Genomic DNA, 1,066 nt, shown 5'->3' on the forward strand with positions numbered 1-1,066 from the left:
ATGGACATTATTTTTGTAGAGCCGGAGGAAACAGACCAGACGGTTTAAATGAGCCGGTTACATATTAATTGATGGGTTTCACAGTTTTAATTTTTATTATTATGTAAATAAAAACTGTCTGTCAACTGTAGTCAGTGGATAACTGGAGGTAATTTATGATACACGATGAGCAAGCTGAGCGGCTGGAGGAAAAAGGGTTGTACCGGAGAGCGGCTGAACGGTGGGCAAAAGTAATGACGCAGCTCAGTGATGATCAGAAAAGAAAAATAGTGGCACAAAAACGAGCAGAATGCTTGTATAAGGCTCGCCGGCCACCTGTTTCACCGGTGAATCTGACAGAAATAAAACAGGCAGTAAACAGACTACATACTGAACTAGGGATGGGCTTTGAAGAACGGAAAGTGTTCCGCCGCTATAACGAGAAAGAAGGGCAAGACAAATCCAAATAGTTACTGTCAAAAAAGGCCCCAAAATATCAGTTCATGTAATCTCTACCCCAGCCCCCTGTAGCACTGCTGCTGAGTGTTTTTAAGAACCCTGAAAAATGTTTGACGCGTGTACAGCCTTACTCCCGGGGCGACAGCCATATTATGTTTTCATCTCCCTTATAACATTTATGATAGCTATTCCTCTGAAAATGCATTGCACCTCCACTTTCAGGAGTGGCAATTCATCTTTGATAAGTTCATCGTACACTACGTAAAGTTTATCATGCCAGTCCTCTAAGTAAGTAACGATGTTTACTGCGGCACCTCTGCCTATTTTTGGGAAAAAATAATGATCGTTGCATGTTTATCAACATACCATTTTACAGCTACAAAGCCATGTGCTCAGCACGGCATTTTCTGTCCGGAGAGTTTCCCAAAGCTCACTGATATGATCACAATATAGCTGTCTAATGGTAAGCGTACAGCCTGAACCGTCTGGTCAGAATCTGACGAATTAGACAAAGTGGTGTCCACCAAATAAGTAGTGGGAACCAAAGTGTCAGATATGCAGAAAAATGGTAACCGGCTCATTTAAACCGTCTGGTCTGTTTCCTCCGGCTCTACAAAAATAATGTCCA

General features: G+C 42.2%; 1 protein-coding gene. It reads left to right on the plus strand.

Annotated elements, in window-relative coordinates; genetic code table 11:
- The first annotated feature begins 155 nt into the window (after positions 1-155).
- Positions 156-449 (plus strand): PerC family transcriptional regulator, encoded by a 294-nt coding sequence (locus tag A7090_RS21905; RefSeq protein ID WP_105275504.1) that lies wholly within the window; start codon positions 156-158, stop codon positions 447-449.
- Positions 450-1,066: the final 617 nt, after the last annotated feature.

The sequence above is a fragment of the Escherichia sp. MOD1-EC7003 genome, assembly GCF_002965065.1.
In the GTDB taxonomy this organism is placed as follows: Bacteria; Pseudomonadota; Gammaproteobacteria; order Enterobacterales; family Enterobacteriaceae; genus Escherichia.